13 protein-coding genes and 1 pseudogene are annotated in these 19,563 nt (G+C 37.6%); 7 read left to right on the top strand and 7 right to left on the bottom strand.

The genetic code is table 11. From position 1 onward, the window contains the following. Positions 1-695: 695 nt before the first annotated feature. The 6 genes and pseudogenes from RICGR_RS07205 to RICGR_RS07230 all read left to right on the top strand — a co-directional run bounded on the left by RICGR_RS07205 (position 696) and on the right by RICGR_RS07230 (position 11,597). Positions 696-4,211 (top strand): inverse autotransporter beta-barrel domain-containing protein, encoded by a 3,516-nt coding sequence (locus tag RICGR_RS07205; RefSeq protein WP_006035620.1) that lies wholly within the window; start codon positions 696-698, stop codon positions 4,209-4,211. A 206-nt stretch (positions 4,212-4,417) separates the two neighbouring features. Continuing rightward, positions 4,418-7,390: an inverse autotransporter beta-barrel domain-containing protein gene (locus RICGR_RS07210; RefSeq protein ID WP_006034889.1), complete on the top strand. Its 2,973-nt coding sequence runs from the start codon at positions 4,418-4,420 to the stop codon at positions 7,388-7,390. A gap of 437 nt (positions 7,391-7,827) precedes the next feature. Further along, the gene (locus RICGR_RS07215; protein ID WP_006034785.1) at positions 7,828-9,048 is read left to right on the top strand and encodes an IS256 family transposase; all 1,221 of its coding nucleotides are present in this window, start codon (positions 7,828-7,830) and stop codon (positions 9,046-9,048) included. Between the two features lie 69 nt (positions 9,049-9,117). Continuing rightward, on the top strand, positions 9,118-9,906 hold the full coding sequence (locus RICGR_RS07220; RefSeq protein ID WP_006035107.1) for a TauD/TfdA family dioxygenase: 789 nt from the start codon (positions 9,118-9,120) through the stop codon (positions 9,904-9,906). 106 nt (positions 9,907-10,012) lie between these two features. Beyond that, a pseudogene (locus RICGR_RS07765) lies at positions 10,013-10,267 on the top strand (transposase); the annotation flags it as partial. Positions 10,268-10,343: 76 nt separating this feature from the next. Continuing rightward, a complete protein-coding gene (locus RICGR_RS07230) occupies positions 10,344-11,597 on the top strand; it encodes a hypothetical protein (RefSeq protein WP_040615672.1) in 1,254 nt (417 codons plus the stop codon). Between the two features lie 323 nt (positions 11,598-11,920). Here RICGR_RS07230 and RICGR_RS07235 read toward each other — a convergent pair whose 3' ends face one another. Together RICGR_RS07235 and RICGR_RS07240 are read right to left on the bottom strand one after the other, a co-directional pair. After that, positions 11,921-12,313, bottom strand: coding sequence for a type IV pilin protein (locus RICGR_RS07235; RefSeq protein WP_006035672.1), 393 nt, complete (start codon positions 12,311-12,313; stop codon positions 11,921-11,923). A gap of 92 nt (positions 12,314-12,405) precedes the next feature. Beyond that, entirely contained in the window at positions 12,406-13,365 is a 960-nt protein-coding gene (locus RICGR_RS07240; RefSeq protein WP_006034901.1) for a S49 family peptidase, read from the bottom strand. Positions 13,366-13,608: 243 nt separating this feature from the next. On the opposite strand from RICGR_RS07240, the gene clpB reads away from it, so the two are divergent. Continuing rightward, positions 13,609-16,215, top strand: coding sequence for an ATP-dependent chaperone ClpB (gene clpB / locus RICGR_RS07245; protein WP_006034805.1), 2,607 nt, complete (start codon positions 13,609-13,611; stop codon positions 16,213-16,215). Between the two features lie 19 nt (positions 16,216-16,234). Here clpB and purB read toward each other — a convergent pair whose 3' ends face one another. The 5 genes from purB to lptC all read right to left on the bottom strand — a co-directional run. Continuing rightward, a complete protein-coding gene (gene purB / locus RICGR_RS07250; RefSeq protein WP_006035407.1) occupies positions 16,235-17,605 on the bottom strand; it encodes an adenylosuccinate lyase in 1,371 nt (456 codons plus the stop codon). A gap of 20 nt (positions 17,606-17,625) precedes the next feature. Further along, positions 17,626-17,961, bottom strand: a complete 336-nt coding sequence (hpf, locus tag RICGR_RS07255) for a ribosome hibernation-promoting factor, HPF/YfiA family (RefSeq protein WP_006034658.1) — start codon at positions 17,959-17,961, stop codon at positions 17,626-17,628. Positions 17,962-18,171: 210 nt separating this feature from the next. After that, on the bottom strand, positions 18,172-18,897 hold the full coding sequence (gene lptB, locus RICGR_RS07260; protein ID WP_006035684.1) for an LPS export ABC transporter ATP-binding protein: 726 nt from the start codon (positions 18,895-18,897) through the stop codon (positions 18,172-18,174). Beyond that, positions 18,890-19,411: a lipopolysaccharide transport periplasmic protein LptA gene (gene lptA, locus RICGR_RS07265; RefSeq protein WP_006034684.1), complete on the bottom strand. Its 522-nt coding sequence runs from the start codon at positions 19,409-19,411 to the stop codon at positions 18,890-18,892. The genes lptB and lptA overlap by 8 nt, the downstream gene beginning before the upstream one ends. A gap of 9 nt (positions 19,412-19,420) precedes the next feature. Next, positions 19,421-19,563 (bottom strand): LPS export ABC transporter periplasmic protein LptC (gene lptC, locus RICGR_RS08160; RefSeq protein ID WP_420806109.1); only part of this gene is annotated, 143 nt, incomplete at its 5' end.

Here is a 19,563-nt window from a genome sequence, read left to right on the forward strand (position 1 = left end):
GATCTTATTAATTTAAATTATATCCTAACATATCGCGTTATAATTTCTATTACATTTTTTTATGTAAAATTTTATAATGATTTTTTCTGTAGCATTTTTAGCTACAGAAATTACTGCTAAAAAATAGAATCCTATAGTTATGCACAAAGTTTAAATAAATTGAATCTTAGCATACAGTAATATTTAAATGTGGAGTTAGGACGATGCTTAATAAGAGAAATAGCGTTAAGTTGATTCAATCGTTTTTGATAGTGATTTTGTTTCTCATTTTTTATAATAACATAATGGAATTAAGAATAAGATGTACGATACAATTAGATTACAGCGCGTGAGAATATTACATTTTCGGTACCCAAAATGTCGTGTAATTCAACATCCATGACGTTCAACGGTGCTTTGGGTAGTGTTTGCTTTGTGTTGCTAAATTTTTTCAATTAGCATCGACCCTATTAAGTCTAAGTTTATTTTTTCTGTAATTTTGCGGTTTATTTTATAAGCTTTCATTTTATCTCTTAATATTCCCTCAATATATTTCTCTAAGAAATTCAATAATGAATTAATCATTAATAAATAGTTCTATTGTAATTTTTAATTGGCAACTAAATTAAAAACAGTTTTATATTTAGTAATCAGTTAGCCTTTGGTGGATTGATTTATCAGGACTTTGTCCCTCTTGCTATGTAAAGGAGCTCCTAATGAAAAGTAAAGGTATAAACAAATGTTGTTTTATTACCCTTGCAATAGGATTTAGTTCAATACTTTTAAAAGCGAATGCAGAAGTTCTACCTATACCGGCTCGTTTTTCGGGAAACGTTTATGGTAGTACGAAATATGTTGTGGGTCAGGCTGATGCGATGCTGCCTTTAGTAGGAGATGCTCAGCATAACTTTTATATTGATCCTGCATTAACTTCAGGAAGTAATTGGGAAGGTCATGGAGATTTAGGGTTAGGGTATCGCTGGATTCAAAATGGTTCAGCGATATTAGGTGGTTATCTTTTTGGTGAATATAATCGAATGGATAATAATGTGCGTATATGGACAATGAATCCAGGGATAGAAGCCTTAGGTTCTCGTTGGGATGCCCATCTTAATGGGTATTTTGTTATGGATAATCGGAGTAAAGTTGTTGGAACTGATTTAGAGTTTGTTAGATTTCGTGGCCATTCGGCAGTTTATAACCTATTTGATGTAACCCAAAATGTGGGAAATGGTGGTGATGTGAAACTGGGTTACCAACTCTTTCCTAAAACACCTTTAAAAGCTTTTGTAGGTAGTTATTTTTTTAGTCCAGCAGAAACAAAAAATATTTTAGGTGGAGCAGTGGGCTTAGAATATTGGGCGAACCGAAATGTGAAAGTTTTTGCTAGTTATACGTACGATAAGTTACGGCGTAGTGTGGGTTCTTTAGGGTTAGGGGTTGAATTGGGAGGTACGCACGTCCATCGTAGCGATCCTTCCATAGAAGAACGAATCACTGATCCATTAGAGCGTAATTTAGCTGAATTAGGGGGTTCGGCGGCGTTTCCGAGTCAAATGAAAAGAAAGCTAGTACGTACGATAGGTGATGGGGGCGATGGAGAAATTCCAGGAATTAATGCTTTTTTTAGCCAAACCGGTACGCCTAATAATGGCGGGGTGGGTTTGACCTTGGGTAATTGTACCTATGAGAATCCTTGTGGCCCCACTGATCTAACTAACGAAGCTACGCAAACCTTATCCGGTTATCTTCCAAACACGAAGATGTACTTTTTGGGAGGGACATACACGGCGTTAGATGTTCCTGGAGGAAGCAACCCGGTCACGATCAGGGCCGGACAAAGTCTTACTTCGTATCCAGGGACTCCGATTTCTACGCTGAGTGGAGGACTTATCATGGAAGGCAATAATAGTGTAAATAATATGAAACTTGCTCCGACGCCTAGTACCCCCATCGGCATCAGTGGTGCTCCAAACGGTAACGTATTGATTAATGGCAGCGAGATTGGAAGTGCAGAAGCTCCATACGTGACCGGAGTAGAGCTGACAGGCAGTGCACAAACAACGTTAGACAAAAGTAAGGTTTTTGGTTCTACAGGAGTAAGATTTTCTGAGGCTACTAGCTTGATCAGTAATGCGAGTGAGATCAATGGTACTGTTTCAGGTATTGAGTCAACGGGTAGTGGACTTATTAATCTTACTAATCAAAGCTCAGTTAATGTAACAGGAGAAGATGGTTTGGTTGGAGTGAGTTCTACTGGAGAGGGCGAAGTGACTGTCAGTGGAGCAAGTTCAATTAATGTAGATGCGACGGGCAGTGCGGTTGGTTATTCAAGTGGTGGTAGCGGTGCAGTCAACTTTAGTGGAGGCAGTGCAATTAATGTGAAATCGACTGGCGGTCAAGCCATAGGAATTCATACGCTTACAAGCAGCGTTGCCCCTGTAATGTTGGATGAAACACAAATTAAGGTCGATGGCCAAACCAGTCCTATTGGGGTACTCACCGAGGGAGAAGGAAGTTACACAGCTAGAAATCCTAAAATTGAAGTGATCGGTGGTGCTTCAGCTCAAGGAGTTCTTTCCTCAGGAAGTGGTGCTATTAAAACAGAGGCAGGCACAATCACGGTAGATGGAAATGGACAAGCCGCGGCCACAGGGTTTTCAACCACGAGCACGAGTAGCGGCAACGTCGAACTCAAGGGAACAAAGATTAATGTGTCGGGGGGTGATAGAACGCGAGGACTTGACGTCGGAGGAAGTGGACCTATTGAACTAACAGGTCAAAGCTCAGTTAATGTAACAGGAGAAGATGGTTTGGTTGGAGTGAGTTCTACTGGAGAGGGCGAAGTGACTGTCAGTGGAGCAAGTTCAATTAATGTAGATGCGACGGGCAGTGCGGTTGGTTATTCAAGTGGTGGTAGCGGTGCAGTCAACTTTAGTGGAGGCAGTGCAATTAATGTGAAATCGACTGGCGGTCAAGCCATAGGAATTCATACGCTTACAAGCAGCGTTGCCCCTGTAATGTTGGATGAAACACAAATTAAGGTCGATGGCCAAACCAATCCTATTGGGGTACTCACCGAGGGAGAGGGAAGTTACACAGCTAGAAATCCTAAAATTGAAGTGATCGGTGGTACTTCAGCTCAAGGAGTTCTTTCCTCAGGAAGTGGTGCTATTAAAACAGAGGCAGGCACAATCACGGTAGATGGAAATGGACAAGCCGCGGCCACAGGGTTTTCAACCACGAGCACGAGTAGCGGCAACGTCGAACTCAAGGGAACAAAGATTAATGTGTCGGGGGGTAATAGAACGCGAGGACTTGACGTCGGAGGAAGTGGACCTATTGAACTAACAGGTGCAGGTTCAATCACAGTAAATGCAGTTGGTTCTTCTGGAATTTTGGGAATTTCAAGAAACAGTGGATCCACTAGTGATATCACGTTGGCGGATAACTTTTCAGTGGATGCAATAGGAGGTGAAGGTACAATAGGAATTTCTGATGAAGGAACAGGAACTTTCACACTAGGTGACGAAAATATTATAAGTGCTATGGGAGATACTAATATTACTGCATTTTCCAAAACAAGTGCTGGAGAGGTTAACATAGGCAGTAGCAAACTGATGGCAAATGCTCCAGCAGGACAAGCATTAGGGCTTTCAGCAGATGGCCCTGCTGTTATTAAAATGAATGGAACACAAATACAAGTGGAAAGCGGAGGTGGGAGAGGCGCTTGGTTCAAACAAACGAGTAAGGGTGAGTTAACCAATACCATAATCACGGCGCCCAACCGAGCATTAGAGGTTCAAGATAGAAGTCAGGTTACAGTTACTGGAGGTCATTTTACTGTGGGAAATAATCGCGCAAGTGCGATTATTTCTGGTCCAGGAACTAGTACTATTAACATAAGTGGCACTAGGATTGATGTTACTGGGGCTGGTATTCCTCCTAATGCAGAACTTAATGGGATAGCCAAGAACCGGGCTGGATCTGGTGCGGTGAGAGCAAAAGATTTAATTATAAATGTGTCGAGCCCGACTACTGGCACCTCTCGGGGGGCGACTACAACTGAACGTACAAGCGGCGTGTTTACTATAGAAGGATCAAAAATCAATGTGAAGGGCGGCAATACTAGTGAGGGGCCCAGCGGCCCAGTTGTTCCACGGGGTGGCCCCATAACATCAACTAATAACACCTGTACGCTAAATGGACGATCAGTAAATTGTAACTCTTAAGTTTAAACAGAATAGTCAGAAACAAATTTATGTTTTGCAGTCTTCTTTATAACTAGGACAAATCAGCTAATAGTTGATAAATTTTTTCAATCATACTATTAAATAAGGCTACTATTCACTATTAATAATGTTTATAAAAATCAGTTAGCCTTTGGTGGATTGATTTATCAGGACTTTGTCCCTCTTGCTATGTAAAGGAGCTCCTAATGAAAAGTAAAGGTATAAACAAATGTTGTTTTATTACCCTTGCAATAGGATTTAGTTCAATACTTTTAAAAGCGAATGCAGAAGTTCTACCTATACCGGCTCGTTTTTCGGGAAACGTTTATGGTAGTACGAAATATGTTGTGGGTCAGGCTGATGCGATGCTGCCTTTAGTAGGAGATGCTCAGCATAACTTTTATATTGATCCTGCATTAACTTCAGGAAGTAATTGGGAAGGTCATGGAGATTTAGGGTTAGGGTATCGCTGGATTCAAAATGGTTCAGCGATATTAGGTGGTTATCTTTTTGGTGAATATAATCGAATGGATAATAATGTGCGTATATGGACAATGAATCCAGGGATAGAAGCCTTAGGTTCTCGTTGGGATGCCCATCTTAATGGGTATTTTGTTATGGATAATCGGAGTAAAGTTGTTGGAACTGATTTAGAGTTTGTTAGATTTCGTGGCCATTCGGCAGTTTATAACCTATTTGATGTAACCCAAAATGTGGGAAATGGTGGTGATGTGAAACTGGGTTACCAACTCTTTCCTAAAACACCTTTAAAAGCTTTTGTAGGTAGTTATTTTTTTAGTCCAGCAGAAACAAAAAATATTTTAGGTGGAGCAGTGGGCTTAGAATATTGGGCGAACCGAAATGTGAAAGTTTTTGCTAGTTATACGTACGATAAGTTACGGCGTAGTGTGGGTTCTTTAGGGTTAGGGGTTGAATTGGGAGGTACGCACGTCCATCGTAGCGATCCTTCCATAGAAGAACGAATCACTGATCCATTAGAGCGTAATTTAGCTGAATTAGGGGGTTCGGCGGCGTTTCCGAGTCAAATGAAAAGAAAGCTAGTACGTACGATAGGTGATGGGGGCGATGGAGATGGAGGCGACGGTGATAATGGAGGTCCTGGTGGAGAAATTCCAGGAATTAATGCTTTTTTTAGCCAAACCGGTACGCCTAATAATGGCGGGGTGGGTTTGACCTTGGGTAATTGTACCTATGAGAATCCTTGTGGCCCCACTGATCTAACTAACGAAGCTACGCAAACCTTATCCGGTTATCTTCCAAACACGAAGATGTACTTTTTGGGAGGGACATACACGGCGTTAGATGTTCCTGGAGGAAGCAACCCGGTCACGATCAGGGCCGGACAAAGTCTTACTTCGTATCCAGGGACTCCGATTTCTACGCTGAGTGGAGGACTTATCATGGAAGGCAATAATAGTGTAAATAATATGAAACTTGCTCCGACGCCTAGTACCCCCATCGGCATCAGTGGTGCTCCAAACGGTAACGTATTGATTAATGGCAGCGAGATTGGAAGTGCAGAAGCTCCATACGTGACCGGAGTAGAGCTGACAGGCAGTGCACAAACAACGTTAGACAAAAGTAAGGTTTTTGGTTCTACAGGAGTAAGATTTTCTGAGGCTACTAGCTTGATCAGTAATGCGAGTGAGATCAATGGTACTGTTTCAGGTATTGAGTCAACGGGTAGTGGACTTATTAATCTTACTAATCAAAGCTCAGTTAATGTAACAGGAGAAGATGGTTTGGTTGGAGTGAGTTCTACTGGAGAGGGCGAAGTGACTGTCAGTGGAGCAAGTTCAATTAATGTAGATGCGACGGGCAGTGCGGTTGGTTATTCAAGTGGTGGTAGCGGTGCAGTCAACTTTAGTGGAGGCAGTGCAATTAATGTGAAATCGACTGGCGGTCAAGCCATAGGAATTCATACGCTTACAAGCAGCGTTGCCCCTGTAATGTTGGATGAAACACAAATTAAGGTCGATGGCCAAACCAATCCTATTGGGGTACTCACCGAGGGAGAGGGAAGTTACACAGCTAGAAATCCTAAAATTGAAGTGATCGGTGGTACTTCAGCTCAAGGAGTTCTTTCCTCAGGAAGTGGTGCTATTAAAACAGAGGCAGGCACAATCACGGTAGATGGAAATGGACAAGCCGCGGCCACAGGGTTTTCAACCACGAGCACGAGTAGCGGCAACGTCGAACTCAAGGGAACAAAGATTAATGTGTCGGGGGGTAATAGAACGCGAGGACTTGACGTCGGAGGAAGTGGACCTATTGAACTAACAGGTGCAGGTTCAATCACAGTAAATGCAGTTGGTTCTTCTGGAATTTTGGGAATTTCAAGAAACAGTGGATCCACTAGTGATATCACGTTGGCGGATAACTTTTCAGTGGATGCAATAGGAGGTGAAGGTACAATAGGAATTTCTGATGAAGGAACAGGAACTTTCACACTAGGTGACGAAAATATTATAAGTGCTATGGGAGATACTAATATTACTGCATTTTCCAAAACAAGTGCTGGAGAGGTTAACATAGGCAGTAGCAAACTGATGGCAAATGCTCCAGCAGGACAAGCATTAGGGCTTTCAGCAGATGGCCCTGCTGTTATTAAAATGAATGGAACACAAATACAAGTGGAAAGCGGAGGTGGGAGAGGCGCTTGGTTCAAACAAACGAGTAAGGGTGAGTTAACCAATACCATAATCACGGCGCCCAACCGAGCATTAGAGGTTCAAGATAGAAGTCAGGTTACAGTTACTGGAGGTCATTTTACTGTGGGAAATAATCGCGCAAGTGCGATTATTTCTGGTCCAGGAACTAGTACTATTAACATAAGTGGCACTAGGATTGATGTTACTGGGCCTGGTATTCCTCCTAATGCAGAACTTAATGGGATAGCCAAGAACCGGGCTGGATCTGGTGCGGTGAGAGCAAAAGATTTAATTATAAATGTGTCGAGCCCGACTACTGGCACCTCTCGGGGGGCGACTACAACTGAACGTACAAGCGGCGTGTTTACTATAGAAGGATCAAAAATCAATGTGAAGGGCGGCAATACTACTAGTGAGGGGCGCAGCGGCCCAGTTGTTCCACGGGGTGGCCCCATAACATCAACTAATAACACCTGTACGCTAAATGGACGATCAGTAAATTGTTAAAAGAGAGCAGAATAAAAACAGAATAAATAAAACCTCTTCTTCATGTTTAGAGGGCTTTTTATTGTAGAAGAGGTCTGACCACCTTCTAACTATAGCGGTAGCGGTCGTAATACGGTGGGATAGACAAATGATTATAGGTTCTAGAGATATTAATTGCTTCAGCACAAAGAAGTAAAAGATTTCATTTATTTACTACAACTTTATAATCATTGCTTTGTTTCTTACTTAACAGAAAGTAAACAATTGCTCTATACACATTTATTTCGATAAAAACATTGATGATTATTGCCATTGAAGATTAAACGTAAAGCTTCAATGTTATAAAATAAGAAAGGAGTAAATCTGTAAATAATAAATTCATTTTTTTCTTAAAATAAAGGGGAGTATTCAATTAACTGTGTCAACGCTAAACTAAATCAACAATTTTAGGAGTTGACATGAAACAAGCCATACTCAGTAAAGAATTTGAAGCTGAAGCGATAGCACGGCTAAAATCAGGAGAATCGTTAACAGGAAAAGATGGAATATTAACGCCGTTAATAAAACAAATTATCGAAGCATCGTTAGAGGGGGAAATAGACGCTCATTTATCAGAATCTAAAGCAACGGATATCTCAAATCGACGCAATGGAAAAACCAGTAAGTTATTAAAAACGGGGACAGAAAGTTTTGAGCTAGAAACACCCCGAGACCGTTTAGGAACGTTTGAACCACAAATGGTTAAGAAACGTCAAACGGTTTTAAACGAGTCCTTAGATAACAAAATACTGTCATTGTATGCACTTGGGATGAGCTATGAGGCGATCCAAGAACATCTGGCGGATATGTATGGTCTTGAGGTTTCAGCCGCTAAAATTAGCTTGATAAGCGATAAATTAATGCCGGTTATAACGGAATGGCGAAATAGACCGTTAGAATCTGTGTATCCCATCGTATTTCTCGATGCCATGCATTTTAAGGTGCGTATTGAAGGAAAAGTCAGTAGTCGTGCTTTTTATTCGGTTTTGGGTGTTAACAATCAGGGTCGTAAAGAAATTTTAGGGCTGTATCTTTCTGAAAATGAAGGTTCTCGTTTCTGGCTACACGTTTTAAATGATTTGTGCGCTCGCGGAGTTGAGGATATTCTCATTGCTAGCATTGACGGATTAAAGGGTTTTCCTGAAGCCATTGCTGAGGTTTTCCCCCAGACAGAAATTCAGCTTTGTGTGATTCATCAAATCCGTAACTCATTAAAGTACGTGACCAGCAAAGATCAAAAATCCTTTATGGCTGATTTAAAATTGGTTTATCGTGCGAGCTCCAAGGATTTAGCCGAGCATCGCCTATTGGAGCTTGATGAAAAATGGGGTAAAAAATACCCTGCTGTGATTAAGTCTTGGCAAACTCAATGGGAGCGTTTGTCTCAGTATTTTAAGTACCCAGAAGAGCTACGACGTATTGTTTACACAACGAATATAGTGGAGGGGTTTCATCGGCAAGTGCGTAAATATACCAAAAATAAAGGCGCTTTTACTAGTGAAAATGCCTTACTTAAATTAATTTACTGTGCCTGTCAAAAAATACTAGAAAAGTGGTACCAGCCCCTGCATAATTGGGCCTTAATTGCCTCTCAACTACAGATATTTTTTGATGGCAGATTAAATTTACAGTTACGATAAAATTATTAATGACACAGTTTTGTGAACACTCTCAAATAAAGTTTAAGTTTTATTTTAAAAAATTATTTTATGAATGAATTACGGTCATCTAAACATAATCTGGAAAGAATTTTTAACAGATGTCCTAAACTAGAACTTCCTCTTCCTTGTTATTTTCAAATAAAAAATTCTATAAGTATTTCTTATGAAAATTGTGCAGATCTACTAGATAAATATGGTATCTGTATTTTTTCTTTAAATTACCGAGATAATAGTTTTACTTTCAAACAACTTATTCAAAGTTTAGGTATTTTGCACACTCATAATGAAAAAGATAGTTTTATATGGAATATTAAGATATCGAGAGAAAATAAAAAACAATTGCCTAGATCACATAAAGATTATGAATTTCACTTTCATACTGATTGTTCCTATGAAGAAAATGTACCTGATTATTTTGCACTATATGTATTACATGCAGATCAAAAAATGGGAGGTAACAATTTAATTGTTGATAGTAAAATATTACTTAATTCTTTATCTAAAGAAACTCTCAAAGTATTACAAAATTTTCCTGTAACAATAAAGGTGCCGCACGAGTTTTTTAAGGGAAAAAGTTGTATACAAGCATGTATTATTGATGCTAATTGTAATATACGATTTCGCCGTGAAATTATTGATTTAGATAGCCTCACTTTTAAACAATTAAAGGCAATAGAAGAATTAGAAAATTTAATTTATTTTCCACAATATAGCCGGAAACTTACATTGAAAAATGATCAAATACTTATACTAAATAATAAAAGATTTCTGCATGCAAGAACCCATGTAAAAGATTCGAGGAGGCACTTGCAACGTATTCGTTTTTTTCGTGGCTAATTATTAGTAAGTGAAATTAGAATTTTTTATTAAAAGAAAGTGAGTCTGTAAACCATTTTGTGTAGTGCTTCATGGCGCACTACACAATTTTATTTACAGACTCACGTCATGGGAAAATGTCATTCCATTTTTTGGCTATCCCACTGAAATTCGTAAGGTGATTTATACTACCAATGCGATAGAATCACTGAATATGACTTTACGGAAATTTATAAAAAATAAACGGATTTTTCCCTCAGATGAAGCGGCATTTAAACAAATTTATTTGGCGATGCAAATTATTGCTAAAAAATGGACTATGCCTATCCGCGATTGGAAGCCTGCTTTGGCTCGCTTTACTATCGAATTTGGTGACAGAATAGGCACCATAGCTAATTTACACAAATGTTCTTGCAGACTCAAGAAAGTATATATCTATGTTATCTATAAATCATTTTATGCCTAATCCTTTAATAAATTGTTGTCATCTTCAAAGAGACAAACATACTTTAATAAAGAATTTGAATAAACTTTATACTCCTATATGTTTTGATTCCTTAAATATCAATCCTTATCCGTTATTATTTGATAAACAATTATTTTCTCAATTAAAGGATTGTCATTCATTACTTATAGAAGTAATACCAAAAATAGTAAGTAATTTTTTTATAGATCCCTCTCTACAGCAGATTATTGCATTAGATGATAAAACACTTGATTTATTACACTCATTAGAAGATAAGCCGTATGAAATAGGGTTTATTCGTCCTGATTTTGTTTTAGATAAGAACTATCAAATTAAAATATGTGAAATAAATGCTAGATTTCCTTTGAATGCATTTGTTCTTTCTCAATGCTTATCAGATGAAATATTCAAAAAATTTGAAATTGAGCTTTCTTTTCTAAATGTAAATAAAATAAAAAATTTGGACATCTTCGAGAATTTTTTTGATTTTAAACATTCTATTCATATTATTTTTAATAAAGAAAAAAGTTTAGATATTTTCTTATTAAAAACTGTAGGAAAAAAAATATTTTCAAATTTAAAAGTTGAATTGATATCTTCACCTAAATTTTTATTTAAAAATAAAAAAAAATGTGTTCAGATGATACTTAATTTACATCAACAGGAATTACTTAAATTAAAACCAAGTTTACTTAACGAAATAATCCAACAAACTCATTTTAATGATATAAGAACGATATTCATAGTACACGACAAACGTTTTTTATCCATATTGTCAAATAGAACAATTATGTCTAATTACATTTCTCTTGAAAAATATAATAGATTAACGAGCTATATTATCCCCACTTATATTTTAAATAATGATATTATACATAATATTAAATCTAGTATGAAAAACTGGGTTTTAAAAAAGAATACGGCGGGTAAAGGCGAAGGTATGATTATCGGTAAAGAGGATCACTCTACCAAAATGCATGACATACTAAGTAATAAAAGACTTGAATATATTGCCCAACCATTTGTTAATCAACCATTTTTTCGGTTTCTAAGTGATTCATCGCCAATTACAAATAATATTTTCAACAAAAACTACTATAATTTGTACCTGGTTGGCACAATACTTAGTTTTAATAATATTTTTTTAGGACCAGGTCTTTTAAGAGGTTCTTCTAAATCAATTATAAATATCGCACAAGGTGATACTACTATTTTTATACCATTTTCTTTAAATTACAATAATTGAATATTACATTTTTTTGTTAATCTGGATGAGATATATTCACAGAAAATATAATAGCAGTTCAAGAGTTTCAATCATAAAACACTTATTTTTTATCATTTGAAATTTTCTGAAAATTCTAACTCAAATGCGATGAGGGGTTAAATTAGTTGTATTTTAATGGTAAAATGCGTTAATTAAATAACAAATTATTTTTACTAAGGTAAAGATTATTTTTTAACCTAAAAATAATAGCCAGCATTGGCCTTAATTCCCAAGGATTTCTAGTAAAATATAGCAGCTAAACGCACATTCGTAGTAAATGAGTAAATGAAATGTGCGGAAATTTAAGCTGACCAGCATTGACTTGAGCCACTGCCTTTATTGGTTTTTTCACCTAATTGATTCAGCATAAAAAGATAGCATTCTGGATCAGTAAATTGTGCTTTGGCGGATAGTTGATACGTATTAGAGGTACTTTTTAAAGTGAGTTGATAAAATTTTTTTTCAGTCATGTTCTTTAAATGGAGTTTGCTAAAACTGGCTTTTTCATAACTATTATTATTTTCAAGATAGTAAATTTCCATATGTTGAGCAAGATTAATTAAGGCAATTTTTGCTTCGCTACGACGCGTTTTTTTTACCAAATGTCTGTAAATAGGGGTGGAGAAAGTCGTTAAGATGCCGATTATCACTAAGACGATCAGTAATTCAAATAAAGTAAATCCAGCAGTATTCACGCTATAAACTCCTTATTATGCTTTATTATAAAAATAAACATAATAAAAGAGTTTATACAAGTTATTTATCAAAAACGGATTGTATTTTTTTGTTAACGAAATCCATGAGGTAAAATGCCCAGATTCGTACTGAGTTGTTGTGCAAACGCCGCGCCAATACGATCAGAAAGTTGTTGTAGAAGGCCGGGTTTAACCGTGTAATCGACAATGTTTTTATTTTTAATTAATTCACGGGATAAACTATTTAAATCTCCAAAACCGTCGATTAACCCTAAAGGTAATGCCTCCTCGCCGGTCCAGGCTAATCCTGAAAATAATTCAGGATTATTTTTTAAACGATTTCCGCGGCCTTGTTTAACCGCATGAATGAATTGCTGATGAACATTGGCAAGCATACGTTCGGCAATCCGTTTTTCATCTAATTTTTCTGGTGAAAATGGATCTAAAAAACCTTTATGATCGCCAGCGGTTAATAAACGACGTTCGACGCCGACTTTTTTCATCGTCTCTACAAAACCAAATCCATCCATTAAAACACCAATTGATCCGACGAGACTTGAGGGATTCGCATAAATACGATCACTTGCAGAGGCGATGTAATAAGCCGCCGATGCACACAGATCATCACAGACCGCATAGAGCTTGGTTTTGGGATATTGATGACGTAAATAACGGATTTCATGATAGATCTGTGCGGCTTGCACTGGACTTCCACCGGGACTATTAATGCGAAGAATAACGGTACGGGTATTTTTGTCCTCAAAGGCATTTTGTAGACCTTCTATAACATTGTCCGCATTAGCCGCTGAGTTATCGTTAATGATCCCTTTGATATCAACAAGTCCAATGTGTGCTTTGGCTTTAGAAGTCGTTGGAAGGTTAGGCGTTGATGGCCATAAAATAAGCAAAAAGCTTAAAAAAATCAAAAAAAGTAAAAATTTAAAAAAAATGTTCCATCGTCTTTTACGTCGTTGTTCTTTTAAGGCCTCAAAAAGTAATTTTTCCAGGGTTTTACGTTGCCACGTTGGATCACTTAATAATTCTTCTGCCATATAAACCCCTGCTGAAACGTTAAATAGGTAAATTCGCTTAGTTTACCTCTTTTTTATGACAGGGGACATATTGATCTAAAAATGAATCATTGACTTTCTATTCATCGACTTGTGCAGTGGTATTGGGTATTGATGTTCTATTAGAATGATCTGAAATTTTTCCAGAGTTGACTTGATTTTTCCGAATTAGACTAAACTATTGAGAAGACAGTCATCCAATTGAATGATCATTCGAGGGGTAATATGAGTCTTAATAAATTAACAAGTCAATTTCAGAATGCGTTGGCCGAATCGCAATCAATCGCAATAGGGCATGATAACGCGTTTATTGAACCTATTCATTTGATGTCTGCTTTATTACGACAAGAAAAGGGTACGGTGAGGCCTCTATTAAGTAAAGCGAACGTTAATTTAAATCAATTAACGAAAAGTGTAGATGAAGCAATCGCACACTTGCCGAGCGTAGAAACTTCAACACCAGGTGAAATTTATCCTTCTAAAGATTTTACTCGTTTATTGAATATAACCGATAAATTTGCACAACAAAGACAGGATGAGTATCTATCCAGTGAATTATTTGTATTGGCCGCAGTGGGGGATAAAAGTATTTTAGGTGAGTTATTAAGGAAAGCAGGTGCTGATAAAACAATGATTGAACAAGCAATAAAGGATATACGAGGTGGCGAGACCGTGAATGATCCTGAAGCGGAAGGTCGTCGAGGGGCTTTAGAAAAATATACCATTGATTTGACAACACAAGCGTCACAAGGAAAATTAGATCCGGTGATTGGTCGAGATGATGTGATACGTCGAACCATTCAAGTGTTACAACGACGAACCAAAAATAATCCGGTTCTTATTGGTGAACCTGGAGTGGGTAAAACGGCTGTCGTGGAAGGGCTTGCTCAACGTATTGTTAATCACGAAGTTCCAGAAGGATTAAGAAATAAACGTTTACTGGCTTTAGATATCGGTTCATTGATTGCGGGGGCTAAGTATCGTGGTGAATTTGAAGAGCGATTAAAAGCGGTATTAAATGAACTTGCAAAGCAAGAAGGGCAAATTATTTTATTTATTGATGAGTTGCATACCATGGTGGGGGCAGGGAAAGCGGAAGGGGCTATGGATGCGGGGAATATGCTAAAACCTGCTTTAGCAAGAGGTCAATTACACTGTATTGGTGCAACGACATTAAATGAATACCGAAACTATATTGAAAAGGATGCTGCATTAGAACGTCGTTTTCAAAAAATTCTGGTTGATGAGCCGAATGTTGAAGATACGATCGCTATTTTACGGGGTTTAAAGCAACGTTATGAAATTCATCATGGCGTCGAAATTATGGATTCTGCTATTGTTGCGGCCGCAACGTTATCGCATCGTTATATTTCAGATAGAAATTTACCGGACAAAGCCATTGATCTGATTGATGAAGCGGCGAGTCGGATTCGAATTGAAATTGATTCTAAACCCGAAAAATTAGATCGATTAGATAGGCGATTAATTCAGTTAAAAATTGAACGAGAAGCACTCAAAAAAGAAACCGATGAATCCTCCAAAATCAGATTGAAAAATTTAGACAATGAGATTACTGAACTTTCAAAAAAATATGCCGATCTGAATGAGATTTGGAAAGCTGAAAAGGCAACCTTACAAGGCGAGCAAAAAATTAAAAGTGAACTGGAAAAGGCTCAATTTGAGTTAGAAAAAGCACGCCGTTCGGGCGATTTGAATCGAATGTCTGAACTCCAATATGGCCATATTCCTGCTTTAGAAAAAAAATTAGTGGCCGCTCAAAAAATAGAAAAAAAAGAACAACCCGCTTTAATACGCAATAAGGTAAGCGAGAAAGAAATTGCAGAAATTGTTTCACAATGGACCGGTATCCCTGTTGCGAAGATGCTCGAGGGTGAACGAGAAAAATTATTACAGATGGAAGACGCACTCCATAAACGGGTGGTGGGTCAAGATGAAGCGATTTCTGTGGTAGCCAATGCCATTCGGCGGTCTCGCGCAGGACTTTCTGATCCGAATCGTCCCATCGGATCATTTATTTTTTCAGGACCTACGGGTGTGGGTAAAACTGAAGTGTGCAAAGCTTTAGCAGGATTTTTATTTGATTCCGATGAGGCGATGGTGCGTTTAGACATGTCCGAATTTATGGAAAAACATTCGGTCGCACGGTTAATTGGTGCTCCTCCAGGCTATGTGGGTTACGAAGAAGGCGGCTATCTTACTGAAGCAGTGCGTCGAAAGCCTTATTCTGTGGTGCTTTTGGATGAAATTGAAAAAGCACATGCGGATGTATTCAATATTTTATTACAAGTATTAGAAGATGGTCGGTTAACCGATAGTCATGGACGTACCGTCGACTTTCGAAATACAGTGATTGTTATGACATCGAATTTAGGATCGCAAATTATTCAAGAATTTACTTCAAAGCAGGACTATGCCGCTTTAAAAAGTACATTAATGGATATCATTGCGCAACATTTTCGACCTGAATTTATTAATCGCGTTGATGAAGTGGTTGTATTTCATGCCTTAAATGAAACACAAATTCATTCGATTACAAAAATTCAATTACAACGCCTCCGTCAACGTCTTGGTGAACGAGACTTACACTTAGAAGTGAGCGAAGCTGCCATAAACCATATTGCTAAAATGGGTTACGATCCTGTTTATGGCGCACGACCTTTAAAACGGACGATTCAGCAAGAATTGGAAAACCCCATTGCCAAGGAAATGCTTGAAGAAAAATTTCTGCCGGGGGACAAAATTTTTGTGGATTATAGTGACGATAAAATAAAATTAACCGCAAAAAAACAACGTCAAAAAATGAGGAAATAAAAAATAAACAACGATAAAACTATCCAATGGATTGCGCCAATTCTGTTGCATAACCTAAATAATTGGTCGGAGATAATTGGAGTAGTCTTTTTTTAGCATGATTGGGTATTTTTAAATCGTTAATAAATTGGTGAAGCATTTTTTGATCAACCTTTTTTCCTTGGGTTAATTGTTTTAATTGCTCATAAGGCAGGTTAGCGGAATAACGTCTTAAAACGGTTTGTATGGCTTCGGCCAGTATTTCCCAATGCTGATTCAGATCTTCCAAAAGTTTTGTGTCATCAACGGAAATTTTTTTTAAACCACATAATAAACTGTTATAGCCGATTAGCGTGTATGCGAACGCTGATCCTAGATTGCGAAGTAATGTTGAATCTCTTAAATCTCGCTGCCAGCGGGAAATAGGCAAGGTTCTGGAAAAATGTTGATAAAGACTATTTGCTAAACTGAGATTTCCTTCTGCATTTTCAAAATCGATAGGATTAATTTTATGAGGCATTGTCGAAGAACCTATTTCACCAGGTTCGGTGTTTTGCTTGAAATAACCGAGAGAAATATAACCCCAACAATCAGCGGCTAAATTTATGAATATGTTATTGATTCGTTTTAAATTGTCGCAGTATTCCGCAATCGTGTCATGTGGTTCAATCTGGGTGGTATATGCGTTCCAATCTAGATTTAAACGGGTTACGAATTTTTTGCTGAGTGCAGGCCAGTTAATATCAGGGTAAGCAATTCGATGTGCATTATAATTACCAATCGCACCATTAAATTTACCGCGTAGTTTAATAGCCATCAATAATTTTTTTTGTTCGATTAAACGATTCGCAAAATTGGCCAATTCTTTACCCATGGTGGTCGGTACAGCCGGTTGACCATGTGTGCGGCTAAGCATGGGGTGTGATGCATAGCGATGTGCATATTTTTTTAAACACGTAATCAGTTTTTGAATAGCGGGTAATAAATGTTGAGTACGTACTTCCTTGAGCATTAAGGCATAAGACAGGTTATTGATATCCTCTGAGGTACACGCAAAATGTACAAACTCGCGAATAGGTTTTAATGAAGGGATTTTAGTTAATTTTTCCTTTAAAAAATATTCGACGGCTTTAATATCATGCCGCGTCGTTTTTTCTAACGTTTTAATTTTTTCAGCATCTTTCAAACTAAATTTTTCAATGATAGCCTCTAATTGTTGTTGGCTTTTTAAGGAAAACTTTGGAATTTCCTTGATATGAGGTTCATGAGCCAATGTTTGTAGCCAACGTATTTCAATCAATACTCTAAAATAAAATAAACCATACTCACTGCATAAACAACGCAAACTATCGGTTTTATCAGAATAACGTCCATCAATTGGGGAAATCGCAGTTAAAGAATTAAGTTGCACAAAGGCCTCGATAAATTTATTTACAGTTCTTCGGATCCCTCTGGATCATATTTTTCGGATCGATCATGTCGTTTTTCTTTACTTTTTAATTTATGTTTATTGATTTGCTGCTCTATTTTATCAATTAATTCATCAATAGCCGTGTAAAGATTTTCATTTTTAGCACGGGCATAAAATTCATTACCATGGGTATGCATTAACGCTTTAGCGACTTGATCTAGATGTTCAAGACTTAAAGTAATATGTAATGTTGAGGTTTTATGCGTTATACGTTCCAGTCGTTTAAATTTATCTAAAATATATTGTTTTAAAGCATCGGTCACTTTAATGCCATCGTCTGTAATCGTAATTTGCATAAGGCCCTCTTTATAATTAATTGTTTTAAATAATGTTCTAAAAAATGCCCACCCGATTATACCTTAGATTAGGCTCTCCTGTGGAGAGGGTGAGCGTTATCGATCCATTTTAAATCGATTGCGTGTTATGAAAAATGAGCGTCAAAATGAGTTGGTTTGTAAAAACTGATTAAAAATTAAACCAATTTTGCCTTGTATTTATTATTAAGGTTATAGATCAAATTCATGTCCTAAATAAATTTCTCTGACCCGTTGATTCTTCAATACTTCCTGTGGTGTGCCTACATAGATTGTTTTTCCCTCATTCACGATATAAGCCCGTTTGCAAATCGCGAGTGTTTCTCTGACATTATGGTCGGTAATCAAAACGCCTATACCCCGTTGGCTTAAGTGAATAATCATGCGTTTAATATCAACAACAGAAATCGGATCGATTCCTGCAAAAGGTTCGTCTAATAGCATAAATTTGGGTTCCATCGCCAAAGCGCGCGCTATTTCGACACGCCGGCGTTCACCGCCGGATAAACGAATGCCTAGCGTGTCACGGATAGGTGTAATATGAAACTCGCGAAGTAAATTTTCAAGGTGTTGTTTGCGTTGTTCTTTTGATAAATCATGACGTAATTGAAGAATAGCAAGAATATTATCAGCCACGGTTAATTTGCGAAATATCGAAGGTTCTTGTGGTAAATAACCAATCCCTGCTTTAGCGCGAGCATGCATCGGCAAATGCGTAATGTTCTGATTATTGAGTAAAATTTTTCCTTGTGTGCAGGTCACTAAACCGACAATTAAATAAAAGCTTGTGGTTTTTCCTGCGCCATTGGGGCCGAGTAAACCAATCACTTCTCCGGTTTCTAATTCAAGCGAAACATTTTCGACAACAATACGTGAATGATACCGTTTCGTTAAATGGATAGCGTTTAATTTATTCATGATTCAAGGGTGCTATTGTAATTTGAGTGTGTCCTTTTGGTGATAAAGGAGAACCGATCGTTTTCGTTTTAAAATCGTAATTAATTTGATACCCTTTAAAATGATTTTTTCCTTGTACCATTTCAGCATTTCCTATGGCTTCTAAGTACTCTTTTTTTGGATAATAATAAATCGTTTTTCCGGTAGCGATTAATTGAGGACGATGAGGAAATATAAACGCTTGATATCGCGCTGGATTTCCTATGGCGATTATCTTATTAATTTGGCCATTTTGATCGAAATAACTGGTCGCATAATCTGCAGTGAGGACGGCTGAACCTTGGGTCAGTTTAATATGTCCTCGATAAATGCCTTGTTTCGTTTTATTATTATAGGTCACACTATCCGATTCAAAATAAGCAAGATCATTGGAGTGTGCGCAAGCAACAGTCGACAGGCAAAACACGATCGATAGATTGACGAACAATAAATAAGCTTTCTTTATTTTAAATATTTTTTGTTCAAGTGCATTCAAGAGTAAACCTCATTTACTTTTTTCGGGCATGAATTGACTCTTTACCTGAGATAAAAGTCGAATTGTTTTGGTATTGAAATTAGCATGGAGTCCTACCGCATGGATGACTTGGTTCATCCGCGTGATGCGAACCGGTGCGGACGTATCCGCTA

Source organism: Rickettsiella grylli, from assembly GCF_000168295.1.
Taxonomy (GTDB): Bacteria; Pseudomonadota; Gammaproteobacteria; order Diplorickettsiales; family Diplorickettsiaceae; genus Aquirickettsiella; species Aquirickettsiella grylli.